Annotated in this window: 24 protein-coding genes; 8 read left to right on the top strand and 16 right to left on the bottom strand. The window is 64.3% G+C overall.

All coding sequences use genetic code 11. The features are described from left to right. Positions 1–3 precede the first annotated feature (3 nt). On the top strand, positions 4–348 hold the full coding sequence (locus ACOQOU_RS05140; protein ID WP_109768227.1) for a tRNA-binding protein: 345 nt from the start codon (positions 4–6) through the stop codon (positions 346–348). A gap of 175 nt (positions 349–523) precedes the next feature. Here ACOQOU_RS05140 and ACOQOU_RS05135 read toward each other — a convergent pair whose 3' ends face one another. The 3 genes from ACOQOU_RS05135 to ACOQOU_RS05125 are packed head-to-tail and all read right to left on the bottom strand — an operon-like array spanning position 524 to position 3,219. Beyond that, complete coding sequence (locus ACOQOU_RS05135; RefSeq protein ID WP_109768226.1) at positions 524–1,951, bottom strand: ATP-binding protein; 1,428 nt, start codon at positions 1,949–1,951, stop codon at positions 524–526. A gap of 48 nt (positions 1,952–1,999) precedes the next feature. Beyond that, complete coding sequence (locus tag ACOQOU_RS05130) at positions 2,000–2,728, bottom strand: response regulator (protein ID WP_306026591.1); 729 nt, start codon at positions 2,726–2,728, stop codon at positions 2,000–2,002. Positions 2,729–2,766: 38 nt separating this feature from the next. Next, positions 2,767–3,219, bottom strand: coding sequence for a MarR family winged helix-turn-helix transcriptional regulator (locus tag ACOQOU_RS05125; protein ID WP_245412949.1), 453 nt, complete (start codon positions 3,217–3,219; stop codon positions 2,767–2,769). Between the two features lie 169 nt (positions 3,220–3,388). On the opposite strand from ACOQOU_RS05125, the gene ACOQOU_RS05120 reads away from it, so the two are divergent. Continuing rightward, positions 3,389–4,282, top strand: a complete 894-nt coding sequence (locus ACOQOU_RS05120) for a branched-chain amino acid aminotransferase (RefSeq protein WP_306026592.1) — start codon at positions 3,389–3,391, stop codon at positions 4,280–4,282. 101 nt (positions 4,283–4,383) lie between these two features. Further along, positions 4,384–5,037, top strand: a complete 654-nt coding sequence (locus tag ACOQOU_RS05115; RefSeq protein WP_306026593.1) for an MBL fold metallo-hydrolase — start codon at positions 4,384–4,386, stop codon at positions 5,035–5,037. A 107-nt stretch (positions 5,038–5,144) separates the two neighbouring features. Here ACOQOU_RS05115 and ACOQOU_RS05110 read toward each other — a convergent pair whose 3' ends face one another. Both ACOQOU_RS05110 and ACOQOU_RS05105 read right to left on the bottom strand, forming a co-directional pair. Next, a complete protein-coding gene (locus ACOQOU_RS05110) occupies positions 5,145–5,705 on the bottom strand; it encodes a BA14K family protein (protein ID WP_306026594.1) in 561 nt (186 codons plus the stop codon). A gap of 37 nt (positions 5,706–5,742) precedes the next feature. Then, entirely contained in the window at positions 5,743–6,156 is a 414-nt protein-coding gene (locus ACOQOU_RS05105; protein ID WP_306026595.1) for a hypothetical protein, read from the bottom strand. 670 nt (positions 6,157–6,826) lie between these two features. Between ACOQOU_RS05105 and ACOQOU_RS05100 the strand changes: the two genes are divergently transcribed. Then, positions 6,827–7,938 (top strand): IS3 family transposase gene (locus ACOQOU_RS05100; protein WP_306026631.1). Its coding sequence is split into 2 segments (ribosomal slippage): positions 6,827–7,079 and positions 7,079–7,938, totalling 1,113 coding nucleotides; the frame shifts between segments, so codons are not numbered across the junction. A 217-nt stretch (positions 7,939–8,155) separates the two neighbouring features. On the opposite strand, the gene ACOQOU_RS05095 is transcribed toward ACOQOU_RS05100, so the two are convergent. The 4 genes from ACOQOU_RS05095 to uvrB all read right to left on the bottom strand — a co-directional run bounded on the left by ACOQOU_RS05095 (position 8,156) and on the right by uvrB (position 13,916). Continuing rightward, positions 8,156–8,440, bottom strand: coding sequence for a GIY-YIG nuclease family protein (locus ACOQOU_RS05095; protein WP_306026523.1), 285 nt, complete (start codon positions 8,438–8,440; stop codon positions 8,156–8,158). A gap of 178 nt (positions 8,441–8,618) precedes the next feature. Next, on the bottom strand, positions 8,619–10,085 hold the full coding sequence (locus tag ACOQOU_RS05090) for a P-loop ATPase, Sll1717 family (RefSeq protein WP_306026522.1): 1,467 nt from the start codon (positions 10,083–10,085) through the stop codon (positions 8,619–8,621). A gap of 301 nt (positions 10,086–10,386) precedes the next feature. Next, the gene (locus ACOQOU_RS05085; protein WP_306026521.1) at positions 10,387–11,001 is read right to left on the bottom strand and encodes a DUF922 domain-containing protein; all 615 of its coding nucleotides are present in this window, start codon (positions 10,999–11,001) and stop codon (positions 10,387–10,389) included. Then, positions 10,998–13,916: an excinuclease ABC subunit UvrB gene (gene uvrB, locus ACOQOU_RS05080; protein ID WP_306026520.1), complete on the bottom strand. Its 2,919-nt coding sequence runs from the start codon at positions 13,914–13,916 to the stop codon at positions 10,998–11,000. Before uvrB ends, ACOQOU_RS05085 begins: the two co-directional genes overlap by 4 nt. Before the next feature lie 230 nt (positions 13,917–14,146). Here uvrB and ACOQOU_RS05075 point away from each other — a divergent pair, with 230 nt between their 5' ends. From ACOQOU_RS05075 to ACOQOU_RS05065, 3 genes are all read left to right on the top strand, one after another. Further along, entirely contained in the window at positions 14,147–14,905 is a 759-nt protein-coding gene (locus ACOQOU_RS05075; RefSeq protein WP_306026519.1) for a phosphatase PAP2 family protein, read from the top strand. Continuing rightward, complete coding sequence (locus ACOQOU_RS05070) at positions 14,902–15,711, top strand: DUF1206 domain-containing protein (protein ID WP_196780396.1); 810 nt, start codon at positions 14,902–14,904, stop codon at positions 15,709–15,711. Before ACOQOU_RS05075 ends, ACOQOU_RS05070 begins: the two co-directional genes overlap by 4 nt. A gap of 115 nt (positions 15,712–15,826) precedes the next feature. Then, positions 15,827–15,976, top strand: coding sequence for an entericidin B signal peptide protein (locus ACOQOU_RS05065; protein ID WP_306026518.1), 150 nt, complete (start codon positions 15,827–15,829; stop codon positions 15,974–15,976). 36 nt (positions 15,977–16,012) lie between these two features. Here ACOQOU_RS05065 and ACOQOU_RS05060 read toward each other — a convergent pair whose 3' ends face one another. The 4 genes from ACOQOU_RS05060 to ACOQOU_RS05045 form a co-directional block, all read right to left on the bottom strand. Beyond that, the gene (locus ACOQOU_RS05060) at positions 16,013–16,792 is read right to left on the bottom strand and encodes a DUF3883 domain-containing protein (RefSeq protein WP_245412929.1); all 780 of its coding nucleotides are present in this window, start codon (positions 16,790–16,792) and stop codon (positions 16,013–16,015) included. A gap of 139 nt (positions 16,793–16,931) precedes the next feature. Continuing rightward, on the bottom strand, positions 16,932–17,618 hold the full coding sequence (locus ACOQOU_RS05055; RefSeq protein WP_306026517.1) for a zinc metallopeptidase: 687 nt from the start codon (positions 17,616–17,618) through the stop codon (positions 16,932–16,934). 113 nt (positions 17,619–17,731) lie between these two features. Beyond that, complete coding sequence (locus ACOQOU_RS05050; protein ID WP_109768212.1) at positions 17,732–18,088, bottom strand: hypothetical protein; 357 nt, start codon at positions 18,086–18,088, stop codon at positions 17,732–17,734. A 97-nt stretch (positions 18,089–18,185) separates the two neighbouring features. Beyond that, entirely contained in the window at positions 18,186–18,545 is a 360-nt protein-coding gene (locus ACOQOU_RS05045; protein WP_109768211.1) for a hypothetical protein, read from the bottom strand. A 171-nt stretch (positions 18,546–18,716) separates the two neighbouring features. Here ACOQOU_RS05045 and ACOQOU_RS05040 point away from each other — a divergent pair, with 171 nt between their 5' ends. After that, positions 18,717–19,316: a hypothetical protein gene (locus tag ACOQOU_RS05040; protein WP_306026516.1), complete on the top strand. Its 600-nt coding sequence runs from the start codon at positions 18,717–18,719 to the stop codon at positions 19,314–19,316. A 48-nt stretch (positions 19,317–19,364) separates the two neighbouring features. Here ACOQOU_RS05040 and ACOQOU_RS05035 read toward each other — a convergent pair whose 3' ends face one another. Genes ACOQOU_RS05035 through ACOQOU_RS05025 form a run of 3 tightly spaced genes read right to left on the bottom strand, consistent with a single transcriptional unit; the run spans position 19,365 to position 22,508 of the window. Next, on the bottom strand, positions 19,365–20,093 hold the full coding sequence (locus ACOQOU_RS05035; RefSeq protein WP_306026515.1) for an ATP-binding cassette domain-containing protein: 729 nt from the start codon (positions 20,091–20,093) through the stop codon (positions 19,365–19,367). Position 20,094: 1 nt separating this feature from the next. After that, a complete protein-coding gene (locus ACOQOU_RS05030; RefSeq protein WP_109768208.1) occupies positions 20,095–21,270 on the bottom strand; it encodes an FtsX-like permease family protein in 1,176 nt (391 codons plus the stop codon). Beyond that, on the bottom strand, positions 21,267–22,508 hold the full coding sequence (locus ACOQOU_RS05025) for an HlyD family efflux transporter periplasmic adaptor subunit (RefSeq protein ID WP_306026514.1): 1,242 nt from the start codon (positions 22,506–22,508) through the stop codon (positions 21,267–21,269). The genes ACOQOU_RS05030 and ACOQOU_RS05025 overlap by 4 nt, the downstream gene beginning before the upstream one ends. Positions 22,509–22,671: the final 163 nt, after the last annotated feature.

Genomic DNA, 22,671 nt, shown 5'->3' with positions numbered 1-22,671 from the left:
CCGATGAGCGACGACTTTATCGCGTTCGACGACTTTCTGAAGGTTGATATCCGCACCGGCACGATCGTCGAGGCCGAGCCCTTCCCAGAGGCGCGCAAGCCGGCGATCAGGATGAAGATCGATTTCGGACCGGAGATCGGCATCAAGAAATCCTCGGCGCAGATCACCGTGCATTACACGCCCGAGGAACTGGTCGGCCGGCAGGTGATGGCAGTGGTCAACTTTCCGCCGCGCCAGATCGGGCCAATGCGCTCGGAGGTGCTGACCCTGGGCTTTGAGGACGAAGACGGCGCGGTCGTGCTGGCCGCCATCGACAAGCCCGTCAAGAACGGCCAGCGGCTGATGTAGGCGCCTGCCAGCCTCCGCCTTGAGGGGAGGCACGCCAGACCAAGCTTTGCGTCGGGCGAGCGGGTGGGGGTGACAGTCAGATGTATGGGCTGGCGATTACCCCCGCCCGGCTCTGCCTCGCTTTGCTCGCCATTCGCCGACCTCCCCTCAAGGGGAGGTGGACGATGCCAATCCCTTAGACCGGCAGGCGCACCGTCACGCGCAAACCGCCAAGCGGCGAATCGTCGAGCACGATGTCGCCGCCATGCTTGCGGGCGACGTCCCGGGCGATCGACAGGCCCAGGCCCGTGCCGCTCTTGTCCAGATTGCGCGCATCGTCGATCCGGTAGAAGGGCCGGAACACGTCGTCGCGCTCGTCCTCGGGAATGCCCGGGCCGTTATCGTCCATCGTCAGCGTCAGCCGGCCGCGAGAAACCTGAGCCACCACTTCGAGCCGCTCGGCATGGCGGAAGGCGTTCGAGGCGATGTTGGCCAGAAGCCGCCGGAAGGCGACGGGCCGGACAACGATGTCGCGCCGTCCCAGGACGCTGACGACGACCTCGCGATCGTGCAGCCGGCCCTGGGCGGCGATCTCGTCAAGCGCCTCGCGCAGGTCGAGTTCGCCGGTCTCCTCCTCGACATCGCCCTTGGCGAAATCGAGATAGCCCTCCAGCATCGACTGCATGTCGTCGATGTCCTTTTCCATCGCGGCAATGTCGTCCGACGGCTCGCTCATCGCCAGTTGCAGCTTGAAGCGCGTCAGGATGGTGCGCAGGTCGTGGCTGACGCCGGCCAGCATCTCGGTGCGCTGCTCGATCTGCTTTTCGATGCGTTCGCGCATCCGGATGAAGGCAAGGCTCGCCTGGCGCACCTCGATGGCGCCGCGCGGCCGGAAACTGTCGGGAAGCGCATGGCCCTTGCCGAAGCCCTCGGCTGCCTCGGCGAGCTTCTGGATAGGCCTGATCTGGTTGCGCAGGAACAGGATGGCGATGAACAAGAGGACGAGCGACGTGCCGACCATCCACAACAGGAAGATGTGGGTGTTGGAGGCATAGGCCTGGCTGCGCCGGGCGAAGACGCGCAGCACCTTGTCTTCCATCCGGATGCGGATTTCCACCAGGTTGGAATTGCCGACCGTGTCGATCCAGAAGGGCCGGCCGATCTGCCGGGTGATTTCTTCGGACAGGATCTGGTCGAGGATCGAGAAGAACGGTTTGGGCGCCGGCGCGGGCAGCGGATCGGGCGGCAGGATGGCGACGTTCAGCGCGAGCCGCTCGCGGGCGATGCGCGTCACTTCCGCGTAGGTCTGGTCCTGCGGGTAGGTTTCGATCACATCGATGATCGCGGCGATGTCGCGCGTGACGGCGGTCGAAAGGCGCTGGGTGACGGTCTGCCAGTGCCGCTCCATGAAGACGAAGGCGATCACCGATTGCAGCAGCACCATCGGCGCGATGATGATGATCAGCGAACGCGCATAAAGGCCGCGCGGCAGGGTGAGCGTGGCGCGCGAAATCCACTGGCGCCATTTGAGCGCCGTGTAGCGGCTGGCGCGCGCCAGACGCCGGCGCAGGCTGCGCCGCTGCGGGGCGCCGGCCCTGGCGCCGTCATTGTGTGCCAGTGTCATCGCGCCCGGCCGCCCGTCATCTCCGCCCTGGCGGTGGCAGCGCCACCGTCACTCGATCGACAGACGGTAGCCCATTCCGCGCACCGTTTGAAGATAACGCGGATTGGCGGGGTCGGCTTCCAGCTTGCGGCGGAGGCGGTTGATCTGCACGTCGATCGTGCGTTCGCCGATCTCGGCATCGTCGTCGACCAGGGCGTGGCGGGCGATGGTTTCGCCGGGATTGCGGGCAAAGCGCACCAGAATGTCGCGCTCGCGGTCGGTCAGCTTGACCACCTCGCCGTTCTTCTTCAGCTCTCGCTTGCCGATCAGAAAGATGAACGGTCCGAAGACGATCTGCTCGACAAGGCCGATATCCTCGGGGATGCGGCGCCGCACGATATTGCCGATGCGGAGCAGCAGTTCGCGCGGATCGAACGGCTTGCCCAGATAATCGTCGGCGCCGGCGTCCAGCCCCTCGATGCGCTGATCGGTTTCGCTGCGCGCGGTCAGCATCAGGATCGGCACATCGCTTTCGGCACCGCGCAGGGAGCGCGCCAGCGACACGCCGTTCTCGCCGGGCATCATCACGTCGAGCACCATCAGATCGAAGGCCAGCCCCTCCATCTTGCGGCGGGCATCGGCGGCGTCCTCGGCGGCGGTGACGCGATAGCCGTTCTGCGACAGATATTGCGTCAGGAGCTGGCGGATGCGTGTGTCGTCATCGACGATGAGAATGTGCGGCGCCTGATCGTCCGGCGGTTCGGGCACCGGTCGGTCGGTGTGCTGCGGTTGCGCCATGGCTGCCTCCCTTGGCTGCGTCGCCGCCGGTCCCGTGGTCACGTCAGCGCCTCGATCTGGGCACGGCCCTGCGCATCGGTCATCGCGCGCAGGAAACGGGCCATCTCGTCCGGCGATTGGCCGGACTCGGTCAATGCCGCGTGGATGCGGCGAGACTGTGGCTCGCGCAGCCGGGCGATCAGATCGGCGCCCTTCGGCGTCAGATGCAGTTCGCGCCGGCGCCGGTCGCCATGGCCGGCATCCTGACGCACGAAGCCGCCATCGACGAGCTGCTTGAGCACGCGGGCCAGACTCTGTTTGGTGATGCCGAGAAAATCGAGCAGTTCGGCGACCGTCAGCCCCGGTTTGCGGTCAATGAAGTGCAGCACGCGATGGTGCGCGCGGCCGAAATCGAGTTCGGCGAGGATCGCGTCGGGATCGGCGATGAAATCGCGATAGGCGAAAAACAGCAGTTCGATCAGCGTGTCTGTGTCGGCGCCGGGGTCTGACATGGGTTTCTGTGCCTGCAAAATTATGTCAGCCATATTGACATATTTTGGCTATCTCTGTAAAGATTGCCGATCGCTGCGCCGCCGCCGGGCGATGATGCAGCGCACACAATAAACGGTCCGGGCGCATCGCCGATGACGACCCGCGAACCGGCAAGGCGAGGATCCGGCCATGGCAGCAGTTCCCTTCGATCAGCTTGACGGCGACATCTGGATGAACGGCGCGTTCGTGCCGTGGGCGGATGCAAAGATTCACGTGCTGACGCATGGCCTGCACTATGCAAGCTCGGTATTCGAGGGCGAGCGCGCCTATGGCGGCCGGATCTTCAAGCTGACCGAACATTCCGAGCGGCTGGTGGAATCGGCGCGCATCCTGGGCTTCGAAATCCCCTACACCGTCGCCGAGATCGACGATGCCTGCAACAAGACGCTGGTCCGGCAAGGCTTCACCGATGCCTATGTCCGTCCCGTCGCCTGGCGCGGTTCGGAGATGATGGGCGTTTCGGCACAGAAGAACCGGATCAATCTTGCGATCGCCGTGTGGGAATGGCCGAGCTATTTCGACCCCGCCGAAAAGCTCAAGGGCATCCGCCTGGACATGGCCGAGTACCGCCGGCCCGATCCGGCGACCGCGCCGTCCAAGTCCAAGGCTGCCGGCCTTTACATGATCTGCACCATCTCCAAGCATGCCGCCGAAGCCAAGGGCTATGCCGATGCGCTGATGCTGGACTGGCGCGGGCGCGTCGCCGAGGCCACCGGCGCCAACGTGTTCTTCGTCAAGGACGGCGAACTGCACACGCCGGTGCCCGATTGCTTCCTTGACGGCATCACGCGGCGCACGGTGATCGATCTGGCCAAGCGGCGCGGACTGACCGTCAACGAGCGGGTGATCATGCCCGAGGAGATGGCCGGGTTCGAGCAGTGCTTCCTGACCGGCACCGCCGCCGAGGTGACGCCGGTCTCCGAGATCGGACCCTACAGCTTCGCCGTCGGCGAGATCGCCAGGACGCTGATGGCGGACTACGAGGCCGAGGTGATGCCGGCGACGGCCGTCGCCGCCGAGTAAGGCGCGCCGACCGCCCTCGTGCCGAATGGACGTCCGGCGATTGCATGGGGCGGGCGCGGCGCCTATGGATGCGCGGTCCGTTCCCACAGAGGTTGACCATCATGTCCGGCGCGCTTCAGGCGATCATCGTCCCGGTAACGGGATTTCAGCAGAACTGCACGCTCCTGTTCGACGGCGACAGCAAGGCAGCCGTCGTCGTCGATCCGGGCGGTGACATCGACCGCATCATCGAGGCCGCCGACGGGCACGGGCTGACGATCGAAGCGATCTGGCTGACGCACGGCCATATCGACCATGCGGGCGGCGCGATGGACCTGAAGGACCGGCTCGGCGTCGACATCGTCGGCCCGCACCGCGACGACGAACCGCTGCTGGGCGCGCTGGAACAGCAGGCGGCGATGTTCGGCCTGGACACGGCCGTGCGCAACGTCACGCCGGACCGCTGGCTCGCCGAGGGCGACACGCTCGATCTGGACGGCCACACGTTCGAGGTGCTGCATTGCCCGGGCCATGCGCCGGGCCATGTGGTGTTCGTCAACCGGGCGGCGCAGTTCGCCCATGTGGGCGACGTCCTGTTTGCCGGCTCGATCGGCCGCACGGACCTGCCCGGCGGCGACCATCAGACGCTTTTGGCCTCGATCCGCGACAAGCTGATGCCGCTGGGCGACGATTTCGGCTTCATCTGCGGGCACGGGCCTGGCGGCAGGCTCGGCGAGGAACGGCGGACCAATCCGTTCCTCGCCGGCCAAGTCTAGATCCCCTCGGGTCCAGACCGTCCGCCATGCCGCGCCGGTCGCCCCTGGCGGCGCCGATGGCATGGCGGAATGGCATGGCGGCATGACGCCCCCGGCGGGCCGCGCGATCAGCGCGGCACGCAGAAATGGTCCCGGCCGTCATAGCCGCGAAAGGTGCCGCGCCGGGGATCGAACGAGCGGTAGCGCCGGTCGCACCATTGGTACCAGCCCGGCGACCAGGGCTCGAGCCCGCTCTCATAGGTGATCACGTTCGGGCCCGAGGGCGCCGGCGGATAGTAGGCGCCGCCGCCGCGCGGCGACCGGTGCCGGTAGGCGGGGTCCGCATGGCTGGGCAGCGTGCGGTTCTGGTGGGCCAGCGCGCCGCCGACAATGGCAAGCCCCGTGATGCCCAGGATCGCCGCCGCGGTGCCGTCATCGACGCGGCCGCCATGGCGGTAGTGATGGCGCGGGCGGTGCTGGTAGCCGCGCTGGCCGTGCCACTGGCGCGGGCGCACGCGCTGCACCTGGTTGCAGTTGCCCAGCGGGCCGCAATGGCTGACCCGTCCGTCGGAATGATAGATCGTCACGTTCTCGCTCTCGGCATGGGCCGGCGCGGTGGCGCCCGGCAGGCCGGTCAGCGCGATCGCTGCGACGGCGAGCGCGCCCAGCGTGGTGCGGATGGCCTTCATGGCTGTCTCCTTCGGCAATCGTTGCCCTTGCCATGGTCTAGCGCCGCGCACCTGAACGCTGGCTGAACGGCGCCGCGCCGGCCATCTCGTCATGAAACTCCCGGTCCGCCAATTCCGGTCCCTCGATCGCTTGCGCCCTCAAATCCCGCCTGATCGCGTGCAGACGCTCGAGGACGGCGAACAGGGCGAGACCGTTGATCGCCCGCCAGTCGCCTTCCGCGCCACAGGGCGGCAGCGCCGCCGGCGGCCCCTCGCCGGTGCAGGCCCGGGCGCGGCGGCAGGCGCGCTTCGGGCAGGTTTTCCAGCGGCGCGCGCGGTTGGAGACGAACTGCGCGGCGCGGGCGGCGAGCGCCGCCGTTTCTGCCTCTGCGCGCGCATCGGCCTCCGGATCGGGGCCGAGAAGGGCGTCGAGTTGAGCATTAAGGTCGGGTTCGGGGTTGGGTTCGGTCATGATGATTCCTTTCTCTGATGCCGCCGCAGACCTTTCTGTCTCGCTTGTCGCTCGACAGGGTGCGGCGGTGGTTGCGGGGAACGCCCGCGATCCGGCGCCTCGGTGCTCCTTTTTCGGCCCAAAGACTTGCGCTTCGCGTCATGCGGACACTCAACGTGCGCTTTGGGCGAGCGCGTCCGAGCCTTTCCTCCGGCGTCGGGCGGGCGTGCCCCGCAACCCGGCGCAAGGCGCACGTGGGCCTTGGCCCGCGCAAGTCCTTGCGCCAGCTTGAAAGACCGAAGGAACGGGCGGCCGGAAGAGCGCGAGCCGTTCTTGAGTTATGTGCGATCTTGCGACCGCCCGTTCGGCGGGCTTGCGGTGATCGGCATGGCTCTTTCGCCGCCGCAACCTTACGGTCTCGCCGAAGCTCGACGGGGCCGCGACTGCTTTTCTGCCGCCGCAGACCTTTCTGTCTCGCTTGTCGCTCGACAGGGTGCGGCGGTGGATTGCGGGGAACGCCCGCGATCCGAAGCCACCTTCATTCCGCCCTGCCGTGGGGATTCAGCATCCAGTGCCGCACCTCTGCGACACCCGGCAGGCCGCCGCCCCTTTCCCCGGATGGTCGGTGACATGCTCCCCTTAGATGTCCCCGTTTTTGGGTTAGCCTGTTCCCCAACGAAGGAGACAGGGCATGAAGCGATCACGGTTTTCGGAAGAGCAGATCATCGGCATTTTGAAGGAGCATCAGGCGGGCATGACACCGGCTGAGCTGTGTCGCAAGCACGGCATCAGTGACGCGACGTTCTACACGTGGCGCAAGAAGTATGGTGGCATGGACGTATCGGACGCCAAGCGGCTGAAGGCGCTTGAAGAAGAGAACGCGAAGCTGAAGAGGCTTCTGGCGGAGCAGATGATGGATGTATCGACGCTTCGTGAGATGCTGACAAAAAACTTCTGACGCCCGGCTCCAGGAGAAAAGCCGTGAGTTGGGCAATCGAGATGAAGGACTATTCGCAGCGGCGGGCCTGTGCCCTGGTCGGCATTGCGCCGCGCGTCTTCCGTTACCAGTCGAGCAGGCCGGACGATGCCGGTCTGCGACAGCGCTTGCGGGACCTGTCATCGGAACGGCGACGGTTCGGCTATCGCCGCCTGCACCTGCTGTTGAAGCGCGAAGGCGTGGCGGTGAACTGGAAGAAGCTCTACCGGATTTACAGGGAAGAGCGTCTGACGGTTCGAAAACGCGGCGGCAGGAAACGAGCCTTGGGTACGCGAGCGCCAATGGCCATTCCACAGGATCCAAACCAGAGATGGTCACTCGACTTCATGTCGGACACGCTGGTCGATGGACGCCGCTTCCGCATCCTGTGTGTCATCGACGACTTCAGCCGGGAATGCCTGGCGACCGTCGTGGACAACTCGATCTCGGGCGAACGTGCCGCTCGCGAACTGGATGCGATCGCCGAAAGGCGCGGCTATCCCTGCATGGTCGTCTCCGACAATGGCACCGAACTCACCTCGAATGCCATGCTCGCCTGGCAGCAGAACCGCAACGTCGAATGGCATTACATTGCGCCCGGAAAACCGATGCAGAACGGCCTCGTGGAAAGCTTCAACGGCAGGCTGAGGGACGAGTGCTTGAACGAGCATCTGTTCCGCAGCTACCGCCATGCCCGGCAGATCATCGAAAAATGGAGGATCGACTACAATCTCAACCGGCCACACACGAGCCTCGACGGGCTCACACCGAACGAGTTTGCAACCCGGTCCGCAATGGACCACAACGTGAACAGGGCTAACCTATGAATGGGTACATTCAGGGGAGCAGGTCATCGGTTCTAGACCCGAGCCTTCGCGAAAGAGGTGAGGGGAGTATGGGGGAGGGTGAGGGAAGGGGGATAAGTTTTTTGAAGTCCAATCGTCTTGGCACCCGACGACCGACCCACACTCCGTCATCCTCGGGCTTGACCCGAGGATCCATTCCGTGCGGTGCCACGCAGGACGCCCGAGGCCCCCGAATGCCTCACCAACCGATCCCGCGATAAAGATCGTTCCATTCCGGATTGATGCTTTCGATGAGGTCGATTTTCCACTGCCGCCGCCAGCGCTTCAGCGACTTCTCCCGCTGAATGGCATCGCGTATGTCGTCATGCTCTTCGTACCAGACGAGCCGGATGGCGCCGTATTTGGCGGTAAACCCCTTGTCGCGCTCCCGGTGCTCGTGAACGCGGCGCGACAGGTCGCTGGTGACGCCGATATAGATCGTGCCGCCCTTCTTGCTGGCGAGCATGTAGACATATCCGCCCATTTGGTGAGCTTCACGGAATGGATCCTCGGGTCAAGCCCGAGGATGACGATGGAGCAGGGCTTGGGGCTCACCATCCAGCGATCCACCTCTGAACCGTCGGCCGCGCCGCCGCCGCTCTCGCCGGATGGTTCGCGCGATTATCCACGGAGTTGTGCGGACGGCACCTCTAAACCACGTATCAGCTGAACCGAACTCGAACTGAATCCTGCAAGGAGCTAATTACGTCGTTAACGTCTTGCGGCTGTAATGCCCAGCGGTAGGCTGGGTGAATTTCCCAATCATACCCAAAATCGATGGCCTCATGCGCCAAGAATCTACTTTCATCAAAATGCTTTCGTTCAATATAATCACCATGATCAATGCGCGCCGTAACAAAATCAATCTTGTAAAGAAATTGCAAAACTGCTCGCGAGTTTGCAGCCCGGCCGCTTGTAAAGACAACGTTTGTTGCCCTCATTACATCTGATATCTTCTTAGATATCTGATCATTTGTAAATCGATACGATTGGGAAGTTGATCTTTGCCTTCGCGTTGGCCTCATGAGAAGTAATATATTCTCAATATTACTACACTCTGAGCGAAATTCATTGATCACATCTTGAAGCCTTTCATTTGAGTATGACTCAAATGTCGACTCGAGCTTTGTCGATGAAATAATCGCATCTTTTCTAGCCGCATGGGCGCCACCACGTAGCAGCTTTACCAAATCACGAGGCCTTTTCCTTGTCAAAGAAAGTAGCACGTTATGAATTGGCCTCTGAGCCCAATGGCCTCTTCCAATAGAAAAGTTCGTCTCAATAACTTTATACAGTATTTTTTCATCTATACTAATTTGAGTCATATTATTGATACTAGACTCGCCAAAACCAAGATCGAAAAAAGTCGATATACGCTTCGCAATTATTGATAGGATTTCGTGATTAGTCCATTTTAGCCATATAACATTTCCTTCAATCTTATCTGTTGATTCATCGGATGTTCTAACTAGGAAGTAGACGTCGGACCTTAGGCCTATTCGGAATCGGAGGTTTTTCTGAACCCCGGCTATGTCGCGAATCGCGTTTATCAGTGCTGATATGTTTTCAATATCGCTCTTTGATGCAGACCAACCCCTATCAATGTCATCAATGAATACACTCAGTTCGTTCTGTTGTATGTATTGATTGAGATTTCCCTTCTCGATCGAAGAGCTAATTTCTTCGAACCGCTTCTTTGCGACATCAAATAAGACTGGCACGAAGTTCGTGAAGTTTAGTGTTGATCCTTCAGAAATCCTGTCAATGAAAACGCTAGAAGCGCTAGTCAGTACTTTTTGTCCTATGACGGAAACGAGCCCGCGTTTCCAATGTTCAACAAGAGAGATAAAATCAGCGCCTCTGGGCGCGGTTTGCACGACGGAAATAATGTCGTCAGGCCTCAAAAAAAGTGCTAGCTTTTGCTCATCTACTTTTTGTAGGTATGCCCGCTTTAGTAGAGCACTCTTGCCAACCCCTTTGTGGCCAACTAAGATTCGAAATGAAGTGTCCGATAATATTCTTTCGTACGCGTCATTGCCATAAAAATACTGACGAAACCGCACCTCGTCTTCGTTCTCTGCATCTTCTTTACCAAATATTAGGTCGATGTTTTCTTCGGTGAAAATCAAGATCCAGTATCCGCGTTGGCTTTGCTTAATGGGACATAGCAGACTCCCTCGCGCTCAGACAAGTGGTTATGGTCATGTTTGCTTGCCGCTTCCATCGGAGTGATCTGCTGGCGCGGTCGAACTGCGCGGCCGGTGTTGTCATATGGATCATGTCGGGTACTGCCTTTAGCGGAGCGTAGCTCGGGCCGTGATTTGCGTCGGTGACGGCTTCACGCCGCATGTGTTCATCGTGTGAGCGCGGGCAAGTACAGGGATGACGGCGGCGGGGCCGCCCGCGCCACCGACGCCGGCAAGGCCACCGCTACCGCACCAAGCCCAACACCAGCCGCTGCACATTGCCGCCCGGCGCCATTTCGCTTTGCTCGAACGCGCGGTTCTTCGCCTTGTAGCGCGCATGGGCGGCGATGACGCGGCGCTCCACCTCGGCGCGGATCTTCTGGCAGCCCGGATCGGCTTCGACCACCAGCCCCAGCGTCTCACCGATGATGTCGTCGACCATGCCCCGCATCAGCGCGCCATGGACATGCTCATGGGCGGTGATGCCGGCGATGAAGGTCGCCCATTTGGTCCCGGTCGCGCCGTCGAGCGCGGCGCGCGGGCGGGGCAGGCGGTAGGTGATCGTCAGGAACGGGCGCACTTCGGCCAGCCGGCAGGCGGCGCCGTCGGGCACATAGTCGCGGCCCCACAACAATTCATATTCGGTGAGCGCGATGGCGCGCCTGAGGCTGACGACCGGGCCGTTCTGGCCGATCGACCGGTAGAGCGCCATGCCGGTCGACCCGTCGATGGCGTAGTGGACGGTTTGTTCGGTGGCGGTCCAGTCGAGCGCGCGGGCGGGCAGGTCCGTCAGGGCGAGCGCGATCAGGGCGAGGGCGGCCCGGCGCGCAAGGGCGGGGACGGGCGCGGGGGCCGTCACCGTTTGGGTTTCTCCGTGCGGCCGACGGTCATCTCGTCGAGCGTGTTCTTGCGGAAGTAGGAGTTTTCTTCCTTGCCGCCCTCCTTCCGCGGCCCTCCGCTAGGGCTCCGGGCGTTCGTCGCTGAAGACGATTCGCCGGATCGTCTTCTCTGCTTCGCAAACCGCTTCTCACTCTCGATCCCCGCGTCGCGCGCCAGCGGGTCGTCCAACACGGCCAGTTCCTGCTCGCGCAGGCGCTTGATCTCGTCGCGCAGGCGCGCGGCGGTCTCGAAATCGAGGTCGGCGGCGGCGTCGCGCATCTGCTTTTCGAGCGCCTCGAGATGGGCGGCCAGATTGTTGCCGACCAGCGCGCCCTCGTCGGCCGCCAGCCCCTTGCCGCCCTTGCCGGTGATGTCGGCGCGCACATGGTCCTTCTCGTAGACCGAGTCGAGAATGTCGGCGATGTTGGCCTTGACCGATTGCGGCGTGATGCCGTGCTCTTCATTGTATTCGAGCTGCTTTTGCCGGCGGCGGCCGGTCTCGGCCAGCGCGCGCTGCATCGAGCCGGTCTCCCGGTCGGCATAGAGGATCACCTTGCCGTCGACGTTGCGTGCTGCCCTGCCAATTGTCTGGATCAGCGAGGTTTCCGAGCGCAGGAAGCCCTCCTTGTCCGCGTCGAGGATCGCGACGAACCCGCATTCGGGAATGTCCAGGCCCTCGCGCAAGAGGTTGATGCCGACCAGGCAGTCGAACGCGCCGAGCCGCAAATCGCGGATGATCTCGATGCGCTCGATCGTGTCGATGTCCGAATGCATGTACCTTACACGGACGCCCTGCTCGTGCAGATATTCGGTCAGATCCTCGGCCATGCGCTTGGTCAGCACCGTGCACAGGGTCCGGTAGCCGGCCTGCGCGGTGGCGCGGATCTCGCCGAGCACATCGTCGACCTGGTTCGTGGCGGGCCGGATCTCGACGGGCGGATCGATCAGGCCGGTGGGGCGGATCACCTGTTCGGCGAAGACGCCGCCGGACTGGTCCAGTTCCCAGCCGCCGGGCGTTGCCGACACGGCGATGGTCTGCGGGCGCATGGCGTCCCATTCCTCGAACCTGAGCGGCCGGTTGTCCATGCAGGACGGCAGGCGGAAGCCATATTCGGCGAGCGTCGCCTTGCGGCGGAAGTCGCCGCGATACATGGCGCCGATCTGCGGCACGGTCACATGGCTCTCGTCGATGAAGACGATGGCGTCGTCGGGGATGTATTCGAACAGCGTCGGCGGCGGCTCGCCCGGATTGCGGCCGGTCAGATAGCGCGAATAGTTCTCGATGCCCTGGCAGGAGCCGGTGGCTTCGAGCATTTCCAGATCGTAGCGCGTGCGCTGTTCGAGCCGCTGCGCCTCCAGCAGCCGGCCCGCTTTCTCAAGCTCGGTAAGCCGGTGCTTCAATTCTTCCTTGATCGCCTTTTGCGCCTGGTTGAGTGTCGGGCGCGGCGTCACATAGTGCGAGTTGGCGTAGATCTTCACCGACTTGAGCTCATCGGTCTTGTGGCCGGTCAGCGGGTCGAACTCGGTGATCTGCTCGATCTCGTCGCCGAACAGCGAGATGCGCCAGGCGCGGTCCTCAAGGTGGGCCGGGAAGATTTCGATGGTGTCGCCGCGCACCCGGAACGAGCCGCGCACGAAGTTGATGTCCTGGCGCTTGTATTGCTGGGCGACCAGATCGGCGAGAAGCTGGCGCTGGTCGAGCCGGTCGCCGATCGTCATCTCGAAGGTCATCGCCGTATAGGTCTCGACCGAGCCGATACCGTAGATGCAGGAGACCGAGGCGACGATGATCACGTCGTCGCGCTCGAGCAGAGCGCGGGTCGCCGAGTGGCGCATCCGGTCGATCTGCTCGTTGATGGTCGATTCCTTCTCGATGTAGGTGTCGGTGCGGGGCACATAGGCCTCGGGCTGGTAGTAGTCGTAATAGGAGACGAAATACTCGACCGCATTGTCCGGAAAGAACGATTTCATCTCGCCATAGAGCTGGGCGGCGAGCGTCTTGTTCGGCGCCAGGATGATCGCCGGGCGCTGGGTTTCCTCGATCACCTTGGCCATGGTGAAGGTCTTGCCGGAACCGGTGACGCCAAGCAGAGTCTGTGTTCTGTCTCCTTGTGGGGCCAAGTCTTGCGCTTCGCCGCCGTGCGGCTCAACGTGCGCCTGGCCCTGCAACCCCTCCACCAGATCCCTGATCGCCGTCGGCTGGTCGCCGGCGGGTTCGTACTCGGTCACCATCTTGAGCGGGATGCCGCCCTCGGATTTCTCCGGCCGTTCGGGACGGTGCGGCACCCACATCTTGCCGTCCTTGAACAGCGGGTTGCCCGAGTCGATCAGGCTCTTGAGCGCCTCGACCGTCGCCGTGACACCACTTTCCGATGGCGCCGATTCTTGCGCGGCGCTGCGCGCCACGTGCGATGCGGCGCGCGCGCGCGCGAGAAGTTCTTCGGCCTCTTCCAGCCCCACATCGAGACCCGCCACCGGGTTCAGGCCCGCGGCGGCGCGTTCCTTGGGATCGTTGGTGCCGCCGATGGAGACGCCGCCGCCGGTGCGCTTGTCGCCGACCTCGTAAACTCGGTCGGTCTTTTGCTTGGCGCCGGTCTTGCGCTTCCCCCCGCTTTCGCCGGGGGTCAACGTGCGACTGTCGCTGGTGCGCTCGCCCTTTCGGTCCTTCGGGCCGTCGCTCGATTTCTCGGCTTTCTTCCGATGCTTGCCGGCTCGCGACCGGATATCGCGCATCTCGGCGTCGCGCTGTTCGCGCGCCGCGTCCTCTTCGAGCTGCCGCACCCAGTCCTCGATCGAGCCGCCGGAAACGGGGGCACCTTCCAGGTCACGCTGGGGCGCCTCTTCAAACCCTTCCATGGCGGCGGGCTTGCCGGATTTCTTTTGTTGTCTGGCCATGCGCCCAATATGGGAAAAAGGCGGGGCAAAAGGAAGGCCGACGCGCGCCTTTGATCCGCTGCTGCTGACAGGAGGGTGTCATGAGCCAGGGCGCCCTCCAATCGCGTCAGCCGCAGCGGGAACCATCGCGGCCATGTCGGCGTTGACCGCCAACACAGTCGACAACCATCGGCAGGACGGGCGGCGCGAAGGCCGGCGACCCGGCTGCCACCGCCATTCACGGACGGACCATGTCCTCGCCTGACCTTCTGCTGCAATCCAGCCCCGCCAACACGCCCGCCGCACGGGCCGCAAGCGGTCGGCGCGGGGGGCGATGGTGGGCCGTTTTCGTCATCATCGGATGCATGACCGTCTTCGCGCTGGTCGCGGTGGCGGTGAGCCAGGGTTGGACCGCCGCTTTCGACGAGGCCATCGTCCGGGCGCTGCGCTCGCCCGCCGATCTGGCCGACCCGTGGGGCCCGTCATGGTTCGAGGACATCATGATCGACTACACCGTGCTGGGCGGCTACACATTCCTCGTCACGCTGGCCGTGGTGCTGGCCGTCGGCCTCGCCGCCGTGGGGCAGGGCGCGGCCGCGCTGTTCTTCGCCCTGACGCTGACATCGGGCACCGCCGTCGCGCAACTGGCAAAAGCCGCATTCGACAGGGCCCGGCCCGATCTCGTCGACCATCTCGACCGCACGATGACGTCGTCCTTTCCCAGTGCCCACGCGACCGTGAGCATGGTTGCCTATCTGGCCCTGGCACTGGCCCTTCTGCGCGCCGTCGAACGTCCCGCCTTCCGGGTCTATATCGTCGCCACCGGGCTCGCTTTGTCGCTCATTGTCGGCATCAGCCGTGTCTATCTCGGCGTCCACTGGCCGTCCGACGTGCTGGCCGGCTGGTGCCTGGGCGCCGCATGGGCCGTGCTGTGCTGGCTGATGGCCGATCTTCTCCGGCCCGGCGAGGCCGCACCAATATCCCTTCAGCCAGAGGAGGCGGGCCGGTGACGCTCAGGCAACACGGACATTGGATCGAATATCTGGCCCGGTTCGGGTATGGCGCGCGGGGCGTCGTTTACCTTGTCATCGGTGTTCTGATCGTCATCGGCGCGGGCGTCGGAGAAGGGGGATCGGCGACGCGCGATGCGGTGCGGACCTTGCGCGAGCAGCCGTTCGGCACGTTCATCCTGTGGCTTCTGGTGATCGGTCTTGCAGGCTATGTGGCATGGCGGCTTGTCCAGGCGATCTTCGACACCGACGACCATGGCACCAGCATCAAGGGCCTTGGCGTTCGAGCCGGTTTGCTCGCCAGTGCCGTCACCTATGGCGCGCTCGGCCAGTATACGCTCTCCCTGCTGGGCGTGTTCGGCAATGCGGGCAGTTCGGGCGGCAGCGGGGGCGGTGCGGCGAGGTGGCTGGAAAGCTTCGTCGCGGACCGTTGGGTCGCGCTGATCCTGTGTCTCGTCTTCCTGGCGGTGGCGATCGCCCATTTCGTCAAGGCGATCAAACGCAAATATGCCGACCACTTCCAGGCCAGCGAGGAGGCGATGGCGTGGATCCATCCGATCTCCATCACCGGGCTGTGCGCGCGCGGCGGCGTGTTCGTCATTCTTGCCCTGCTTACCTTCTACAGGTTCCTGACCGCCGGCGGCGGCGCGGACGACCCGCCCGGCCTGTCCGATGCGCTGGCCTTCATCGCGGGGCTGCCGGCGGGGCCGCTTCTTCTGACGGCGATGGGGCTGGGCCTGATTGCCTTTGCGCTCTATTCGCTGATCGAGGCGCGGTGGCGGCGCATCAACTGGCAGGATGCGTGATCGGCGTCATCGCGGGCGTCACGGCACCGTGCGCCGCGGCTGCCGGCCCGCCGGAATATCTGGACCCCGGCGGCATTGTGCATCACCATGTGTCCCGAACAGCAGGAGCCAACCCATGAACTCCATCAGACTTGTGACGGTTGCCGCAATCCTCGTTGCCCTTGCCGGCTGCGCCAACACGATCCGCGGCGTCGGCCAGGACACAGCCAACGCCGTCAACGCCACCCAGCAGGCCGCCGGCAATGTCGCCGGCGCGGTGAACTGACGCGCTGAAAGCGCAGCATTTCACCGCAAATATGGCCTACGCTTCAAAGTCGGCCCGGTAGTGCTCGGCCGTTAGTCGAACATGTTTGTCGATCGAGCCGGCCATTTCGAACGCTCTTGGGTCGCGCCGAAAATCGTACAGGCGCATGAGCCGAAAGCGATCGCCGCTTTCACGAGAGAACTCCGTTTCGTTGCGGCTGATGAAGAACGGTGTTCGGCTGCTGCCAGCAGTGGTTTTCACTTCCACGAACTTCTCCCGCCCGTCGGGTTCGAAGCTCAGGATGTCATATCCGGCGCCGTCACCGTCCTCCTTTGAAACCCAGCGCACTTTCCGTGCAAGATCGTCTCGTTGGTGCCCTTCAAGGGAATGCCGCTCGAAATGAAGTATCAGTTCTTCCCCGGCTTCTCCCAATGCTCGATTCTTCTGGTCGCGCTCGATGGGATCGAACTTTCGGATTAATCGTTCTATGTATGTTGGGAGAGGGTTAGGTTTGGTGGCTCGTTCGGGCGCCGGCTCAATGTAGAGTCCGGCTGGGTCGCTCATGCCGGTTTCGGGCTGCGACAAATCCAGCGCTAGAAAATGCGGCAGCCTTCTATCAACGGCATCTGCCAAAGCACGTTGGAAGTTATTGCGCGGTGCCAAACCGCGAATCCACTCGACACCCATCTGATCGAGAACGGCTGAGATATTCTGGAATTTGAACTCGATGGCTTTTTCGGTGCGCGGGATCAAACTGGTCAATTCCCTGTAGAGATGCGCCTTGTTGAAGCGCTCACCGCTCACGTCCAACGCAAGATGCTCGAAGTATGCAGCCACGCAAGCTTCCACCTCATCGTCGGTCCAGTCTGTTCCGTTGTTCGACATTTTCCAGTTTACGGTGATCAGATGAGAACGGCATTCGCTGTTGGTCCATGACAGACATTGCACGTCGAAATTGTCAAACGCCTCTGCCCACCTACCGCAACATCCTCACCCACCGCGCAAGATCGACCAAGCCCATCAGCGCGGCGGCGACATAGGTGAAGGCGGCGGCCTTGAGCACGGAGCGGGCGCCGGCCAGATCGCCGTCCTGAAGATAGCCGCCTTCCTTGAGGATCGGCAGCGCCTTGCCGAAGCTGGCGTCATATTCGACCGGCAGCGTGACCAGATGGACCAGGACGCGGATCGCCAGAAGGGCGATGCCGGTGGCGGCCAGCGCCAGAAACGCGCCGGGGGTGCGGGCGATGACGGCCAGCACCGGGGCGGCGATGAAGAACAGGCCGGCGAACAAGTCGGTGACGCCGGCGATGCGCACCAGCGTCTGACGCAGCTTCAGGCCGCGCTCGCCGCGATGGTGCTGCAGCGCATGGCCGACCTCGTGGGCGGCGATGGCGACCGCCGTCAGGGACGGGGTGCCATGGGTGTCGGGCGACAGGCGCACCATGCGCGCGGCGGGATCGTAATGATCGCCCTTGCCGGTCTGCTCGACGCCGACGCCGTCGAGACGGTAGTGCGCGATCAGATGCTCTGCCAGTTCGCCGCCGGTGCCGGGAAAATCGGGGCGCGGCGTGCCGTGGCGCTGCATCGTCCGCCGCACCCACAGTTGCGGCAGCACGACCACGGCGCCGATCAGGACCAGTGCGATGATGCCCAAAAGCGCCACCTGCGCGCGATCTCCCGAAGACTTCCGGCGCGCGTCATTGCCGCCGTTTGCCCTTCATATGGGGAGCGCGCGGCGCGGGGCAACGATCGGCTGGTGCGAACGCGCCGAACCGGTCAGTTGGTCGAGATGGTGCCGCGCACGCAGTTTTCCGGCTCGGCGCCGTCGGGCAGGGGCGGCGCTCCGGGCGCGCCCGGCGTTTGGTTGATCTGCCGGCATTCCTCGACGCTCGTGCCGGCCTGACCGGTGATCGTCGGCGCGGCGGGATCGCCGGGCAGCGCGGCGGGGTTGGTGGTGCCGATGCGGGTTGCCAGCGTGCGGCTCGACGAGGTGGCGATCACATTGCCCTGGACGGGCGGCAGCGGTTCGGTCGACCCGCGATCGAACGGATTGAGATCGGAAACGGCGTTGCAGCCCGCGGGCAGCGCGAGTGCGGCGATCAGGATGGCCGTCCGGCCGGTTCTGGCAAGCATGGTCAATTCCGGTTTGTCTCGTGCTTCCGACGTTAATCGGCAAAGGGCGGGCGATCAATGCGGCGCAGCGTGCAGGCGCCTTGCCGCACTGGTGCCGTCAGTCATAATAGATTTCGTTGTCGTCCAGATAGATATTGCTCGCCGCGCAAATGTCGATGCTGATCGGCTCGTCGAGCACCTCGCCCCCGTCGGTGCCAAGCCAGCCGACCTGGAAAACCTGGTCGCACGGACCGGTGTCGGCGGTGAACCTTGCCGTGGCGCTTTGGCCGGGGTCGACGGCATCCTGCAGCCAGTTGTCGCTCCAGCCGGATCCGTCATTGGTGTAAAAGCCGACGACGACGTTGCCGCCGGTGTTGTTGTAGACCTCGAAATAGCCTTCCGAGCCGGTGCCCTGGGCGAGGGCGAGCGATGCCGTACCCGCCATGATGGCGGCGAAAACCGTTGTCCGAAGAAGCATTTGACTGGTTCCTTGTGTCGCAATGAGATGTCGCGCGCGCCCCAATGTCGACCACGATATGGAACTTTCGGGCCGTTGGCGACTTCTTCCTGCACCACCGCATGCGGTGTGACCAAGCGCACAAGCCCGCGCCGGCAGCGGCGATAGGGTGATCGCAAGGAGGCGGAAGACATGATGACTTCCGGAAAGCACATGATGTACAATGGCTCGCACATTTCGGGTTCGCCCGTTTCGCGGACGACGCCCCTGACGGAACTGGCCATGCAGACGCGGCGGGCACCGCGCCGCCGCGACGCCATCGCAGTCCTCGCCGCCCAACTGGCCGCCGTCGCCGCCCTCATCTGGCTGGTCGCCGGAACCGTGACGGCCCAGGCGGGCGATCTGGATGCGCTGGACAGTGGCGAGCCGGCCGTCCTTGCCTATGCCGAGCCGGCGCCCGAGCGCTTCGCGGACCCGTTCGCCGGGCAGCGCGGCCTCGAAAACCATGACGCCCATGACGGCCACCCGCTGAACGATGCGTGGATGGGCCTGAACGCGGTGACCGCCGATGGCGTGGTCGCCGGCTATGTCAGCGACGCTTTCGTCAATCCCGACGGTTCGATCGACGAGGTGATCATCACGCCCGCGCCGGGAACCGCGCTGGCCCACCCGGTCTATGTGCCGGTCGATGCAGTCCAATTCGACGGTGCCGAGGTCGGCCTGACGATGACGATGGCGGTCCTGGCCACGCAGGAGCCGGTGACCGAGGATTTCGCCGCCTACGCGGAATAAGCGCACCCCTCCAGTCAATCGATGCGCGCGAAGACACGGTGCCCCTTCTCAGGGCGCCGTGTCTTTGACAATGCGGCCGTCTTCCATGGTCACGATCCTGTCGGCCAGTTCCAGGATGCGGTTGTCATGGGTGACCATCATGGTGGTCGTGCCGCGCTGGCGGCCCAGTTCCTTGAGCATCCGCACCACGGTCATGCCGCTTTCCTTGTCGAGCGCGGCGGTCGGCTCGTCGGCGAAGACGACCGCCGGATTGCCGACAAGCGCGCGGGCGACGGCGACGCGCTGTTTCTGGCCGCCCGACAGATTGCCGGGCAGATAGTCGAGCCGGTCGCCCAGGCCCAGCGCGCCCAGAATGTGCGCGGCAGCCTTGCGCTGGGTGGCTTCGTCCCTGTGGCCGTGCACCTGCAGCCCCATCATGACGTTCTGCCGCGCCGTCAGGCTGCCATGCAGATTGTGGGCCTGGAAGATGAAGCCCAGCCGGCGGCGATAGAGCACGAGATCGGCCTCGCGTGCGCCGTTCAGTTCATGACCCAGAAGTTCGACCGAGCCGTCCTGCACCTCGCGCAGGCAGCCCATCAGCGTCAGCACCGTCGTCTTGCCCGAGCCGGACGGCCCCATCAGCACGGTCAGGCTGCCAGGGCGCACCGTCAGGTCGACGTCGAACAGGGCCTGCTTGCGCGCTTCGCCCTCGCCGAACCAGTGGTTCAGCCCGGCAACGCGGATCGCCGGCACTTCGGCAACGGCGGGCAGGGCGGGATTTCTGGCCGGCGCATTCATCTCAGAAAAGGTCCGCCGGATCCGCGGCCGCCAGGCGGCGCGTGGCGATGGCGCCCGAGACCAGACAGGCGATGATGGTCCCGACGAACACGGCGGCGGTGGTCGCAAAGGTCAGTTCGACCGGCAGGCCGGTCATCGCGCCAAGCATTTCGTAAAGCAGCCAGGAGACGGCGATGCCGGGCACGAAGCCCAGAATGCCGAGGATCACCGCCTGCTCCAGCACGATTCCCAGGAACATGGACTGGCCGTATCCCATCGCCTTGAAGGTGGCATATTCGGCCAGATGGTCCGCCACGTCGGTCGACAGGATCTGGTAGACGATGACGATGCCGACGAGCACGCCGATGACGACGCCGAAGCCGAAGATGAGGCCGGTCGGGCGTTCGGTGGTCTGGTAATCCTGATCCTCGAGCGCGGCGTCCGCGAAGCTGCGCACGCGCAGGCCGGTGCCGTCGAATTGCGCCTGAAGCGCGGCGAGCACGACACCGGGGTCGGCGTCCGGGGCGATCTTGATCAGGATGTGGTCGGGCGCGCCGGTGGAGCGGTTGGGGAAGATGCGGTGGAAGGTCTGGTCGGAGACCAGCATGTAGCCGTCGCCGGCAAATCCGCCGCCCGCGGCGAAGCTGTCGATGGCACTCAGGGTCACGCCGCGCACCTCGAACCGCAGCGGATCGTCCGGCCCCAGCGTTTCGAGCGCCGAGGCATCCATGTTGCGGGCGAGGCGGTCGACCACGGCGCTGTCGCGCAGCCTGAGGCGCGGGGCGAAGGGCGCAAGCCCGGCATCGAGATAGTCGCCCTTTTCGGGGTCGATGCCGAAGGTGACGAACGCCGTCGAAGTCCCGTCGGCGCGCTCCCAGTCGGCGGTCGCGACATAGAACGGCATGGCGCTCTGGACGCCGGGCACGCCGAGCGCCTGGAACATGCGCTGGCGGGCGACATTGTCGCCTTCGGTCAGCGTGTTGGCGTTTTCGGCCGAGATCATGATGTCGGCGTTCAAAAGCCCGTAGGAGATCAGGATCGAATTGTTGAGCGAGCCCATGATGCCGAGCTGGACCAGCACCAATATGTTGGCGAAGGCGACGCCCGCCATCGCCGCCGCAAGGCGCGTTCTGGAGTGGATCAGCTGCAGCCAGCCGATCGGCAGACGGCCGATGAGCGCGCCCAGAAGAGCGGTCATGGCGTGGCCCGCGCGTCCGTTTCGATGCGCGCCAGCACCTCTAGATTGATGAAGCGGGCGGCGATCTGCGAGGATTCCTCGTCGAGATCGACATTGACGGTGATGACGCGCGCATCGGTGTTCGCCGCCGGATCGTCGCCGACGATGGTCTGGCGACCGACTTCGAGGCCGATGTCGGCGACCGTGCCGGTCAGTTCGCCTTCGAACGCGTCGGCGGTCACGATGACGCTTTGACCAAGGCTGACGCGGCGGATGTCGGACTGGTAGATCTCGACCTCTGCCGTCATGGCGGAAATGTCGCCCAGATCGAGCACGCCCGACGTGCCCGGCTTTTCGCCCTCGCGCACATGGATGGCGATGACCGTGCCGTCGGCGGGCGCGCGGATGAACGCCTTTTCGAGATCGGCGCGGGCGCGCTCGAGATCGGCCAGCGCGGCGTCCAGATTGCGCTTGGCGACGGCGACATCAACCTGATCGTCGGTGCCGTTGCGCTCGTAGCGGCTTGCCGTGGCGGCCGCGCGCTCGACCTCCTGTGTCGCCTGATCGAGTGTAGACCGGCGCTGGTCAAGCGCTGCGCGCGTGACGATGCCGCGTTCGAACAGGGTCTGGTAGCGGTCGAACTCGGCCTGCGCATTGGTCAGCGCGGCCTGCGCCTTTTGCAGGCCCGCCTCGGCTTCGGCGGCTGCGCTTTCGGTGTTGCGCCGGGTCTGGGCGAGCGTCGCCGTGCGCACCTCGACATTGGCGCGGGCGGTGGCGACCGCCTGTTCGAGCGCGCCGCGATTGTCGAGCACGGCCAGAACGTCGCCGCTCGCCACCTGGTCGCCTTCGCGCACATTGAGTTCGGCAATGCGCGCATCGCCGGCGCCGAATGGCGGCGCCAGCGTGCGGATGTCGGTCTGCGGTACCAGCCGGCCAAGCCCGACGACCATCGGCACCGGCGCTGCCGCGTCACCTTCGGGCGGGCGCTCGACCGCGATCGCGATCGGCGTTTCGGTGCCGCCGCCGGGCGTCAGGCCGAAGGTCTGGAAGAAGCGCTGCAGGCCGGTCGGCTGGAAATACATGCCTAGAACGCCACCCGTCGGGATCAGCAGCAGGACGAGCGGCAAAAGGAAAATGGGGCGGAAGCGGCGTCGGGGCCGTTTCCTGTCCGCGTCCGGCGCCCGGTCGATCACTTCGAGCGGCAGAATGATTTCACCTGCCGGGGCGTCCGCCGGCTTTTTCGTGTCGGTGTCGGCCATCGGTCTCGTCTTGACTTCGATCCTGGCGGCCGGGGACGTGCCGCGAGGCATTCGCCCGTGCCGCCGATTTGTACGACCCGGTACCACGGCTCACAAGGCCGGGCACGTTAAATCTGGGTCATGTTGGCCGTCGCGTCCGTTTACCGGCGCTTAACCACTTCTC

Origin of the sequence: Oceaniradius stylonematis (genome assembly GCF_965223445.1) — a bacterium.
Lineage (GTDB): Bacteria > Pseudomonadota > Alphaproteobacteria > Rhizobiales > Rhizobiaceae > Roseitalea > Roseitalea stylonematis.
This window is presented reverse-complemented; position numbering and strand designations above follow the sequence as displayed.

Excerpts from the sequence above, each read along its gene's own strand:
- ACOQOU_RS05125 (WP_245412949.1), bottom strand. The coding sequence starts at position 3,219 with ATGTCAGACCCCGGCGCCGACACAGACACGCTGATCGAACTGCTGTTT.
- ACOQOU_RS05095 (WP_306026523.1), bottom strand. The coding sequence starts at position 8,440 with ATGGGCGGATATGTCTACATGCTCGCCAGCAAGAAGGGCGGCACGATC.
- ACOQOU_RS05065 (WP_306026518.1), top strand. The coding sequence starts at position 15,827 with ATGAACTCCATCAGACTTGTGACGGTTGCCGCAATCCTCGTTGCCCTT.
- ACOQOU_RS05135 (WP_109768226.1), bottom strand. The coding sequence starts at position 1,951 with ATGACACTGGCACACAATGACGGCGCCAGGGCCGGCGCCCCGCAGCGG.
- ACOQOU_RS05105 (WP_306026595.1), bottom strand. The coding sequence starts at position 6,156 with ATGACCGAACCCAACCCCGAACCCGACCTTAATGCTCAACTCGACGCC.
- ACOQOU_RS05115 (WP_306026593.1), top strand. The coding sequence starts at position 4,384 with ATGTCCGGCGCGCTTCAGGCGATCATCGTCCCGGTAACGGGATTTCAG.
- uvrB (WP_306026520.1), bottom strand. The coding sequence starts at position 13,916 with ATGGCCAGACAACAAAAGAAATCCGGCAAGCCCGCCGCCATGGAAGGG.
- ACOQOU_RS05050 (WP_109768212.1), bottom strand. The coding sequence starts at position 18,088 with ATGCTTGCCAGAACCGGCCGGACGGCCATCCTGATCGCCGCACTCGCG.
- ACOQOU_RS05025 (WP_306026514.1), bottom strand. The coding sequence starts at position 22,508 with ATGGCCGACACCGACACGAAAAAGCCGGCGGACGCCCCGGCAGGTGAA.
- ACOQOU_RS05120 (WP_306026592.1), top strand. The coding sequence starts at position 3,389 with ATGGCAGCAGTTCCCTTCGATCAGCTTGACGGCGACATCTGGATGAAC.
- ACOQOU_RS05045 (WP_109768211.1), bottom strand. The coding sequence starts at position 18,545 with ATGCTTCTTCGGACAACGGTTTTCGCCGCCATCATGGCGGGTACGGCA.
- ACOQOU_RS05075 (WP_306026519.1), top strand. The coding sequence starts at position 14,147 with ATGTCCTCGCCTGACCTTCTGCTGCAATCCAGCCCCGCCAACACGCCC.
- ACOQOU_RS05035 (WP_306026515.1), bottom strand. The coding sequence starts at position 20,093 with ATGAATGCGCCGGCCAGAAATCCCGCCCTGCCCGCCGTTGCCGAAGTG.
- ACOQOU_RS05040 (WP_306026516.1), top strand. The coding sequence starts at position 18,717 with ATGATGACTTCCGGAAAGCACATGATGTACAATGGCTCGCACATTTCG.
- ACOQOU_RS05130 (WP_306026591.1), bottom strand. The coding sequence starts at position 2,728 with ATGGCGCAACCGCAGCACACCGACCGACCGGTGCCCGAACCGCCGGAC.
- ACOQOU_RS05140 (WP_109768227.1), top strand. The coding sequence starts at position 4 with ATGAGCGACGACTTTATCGCGTTCGACGACTTTCTGAAGGTTGATATC.
- ACOQOU_RS05110 (WP_306026594.1), bottom strand. The coding sequence starts at position 5,705 with ATGAAGGCCATCCGCACCACGCTGGGCGCGCTCGCCGTCGCAGCGATC.
- ACOQOU_RS05030 (WP_109768208.1), bottom strand. The coding sequence starts at position 21,270 with ATGACCGCTCTTCTGGGCGCGCTCATCGGCCGTCTGCCGATCGGCTGG.